1 protein-coding gene is annotated in these 912 nt (G+C 62.2%); it reads right to left on the bottom strand.

Translation table 11 applies throughout. The features are described from left to right. Positions 1-55 precede the first annotated feature (55 nt). Entirely contained in the window at positions 56-370 is a 315-nt protein-coding gene (locus ACESY8_RS06770; protein ID WP_007490147.1) for a cell division protein ZapA, read from the bottom strand. Positions 371-912 lie beyond the last annotated feature (542 nt).

Here is a 912-nt window from a genome sequence, read left to right as displayed (position 1 = left end):
TCAACGCCGGTTCCTCCGCCCTGGCGGGGCGCCCCCCCCCCCCCGCTCCGCTCTCTTACTTCTTGTTCTGCAGCTTGAAGATCTCCCGCTTGGCCTCGGACAGCTCCAGCTTCATCTTGGTGGCCTCCTCCAGGTACTCCTTGAGCTGGCGGCGCAGGTTCTCCGCGGCCTCCACCTCCTTGAAGTACTCGTCGGCAATGTTGACCGCCGCCAGGATGGCCCCATCCACCAGGGACACATGGGCTCCGCTCAAAACCTCCTCCACCTTGGCGTCCACGTGGGCGGCCACCTTCTCGGTGTAGCTCGCCTCCTCGGTGCCCACCAGCGTATACTCCTGTCCGGCGATGGTGACGGTGACACGGTTTTTCATGGAAACCCCTCCTGACCATAGTGATTTAGGATTCGGACATTATACCAGGAAGCATCAGGGGAATGGTATAATGCGCTCTGTTTTTCGGTTGCCCCGCAAGGGGCGGGAAAAACGGCTGAAATGCAAGTGTAATAGCCGCTTTGCGGCTATTATACCATAGTTCCGCCCGGATGAGAAATGAAATCTTCATGAATTTTCATTTTCCCGCCCGGACGGCAACCTGTGCCGCTGCTCACGACGGCTCCGCGCTTTCTGTCACGCTCTGCCTGTTCGCGACGCGGTCACTATTCCCCGCTCCGCCGGAAATGCCGCCGGGCTTCGGCCGGCCTGTTTTCCGGCCTGCGCGGCTCACTGTGCCGCGGCTCACGACGGCTCCGCGCTTCTGTGTTGTCACGCTGCGCGCCCTCCGCGACGGGCAACTGCTCGTCCCTCCGCAAAAAACACCTTGCGCCTGCGGCGCAACTGCTTTTTCGCCTGCGGGTCTCGCTGTTTCCCTGCTCCCGGGCGCTCCGCGCTTCTGTGTAGGGGCGGCCCTTGTGGCC

The organism is Clostridium sp. ATCC BAA-442 (genome assembly GCF_964239415.1).
GTDB lineage: Bacteria > Bacillota > Clostridia > Oscillospirales > Oscillospiraceae > Flavonifractor > Flavonifractor plautii.
Note: the sequence above shows the minus strand (reverse complement) of the source record. Positions and strands in the feature narration are given on the sequence as shown.

Bases quoted from the DNA above. Each gene is read 5' to 3' on its own strand.
- ACESY8_RS06770 (WP_007490147.1), bottom strand. From the start codon at position 370: ATGAAAAACCGTGTCACCGTCACCATCGCCGGACAGGAGTATACGCTG.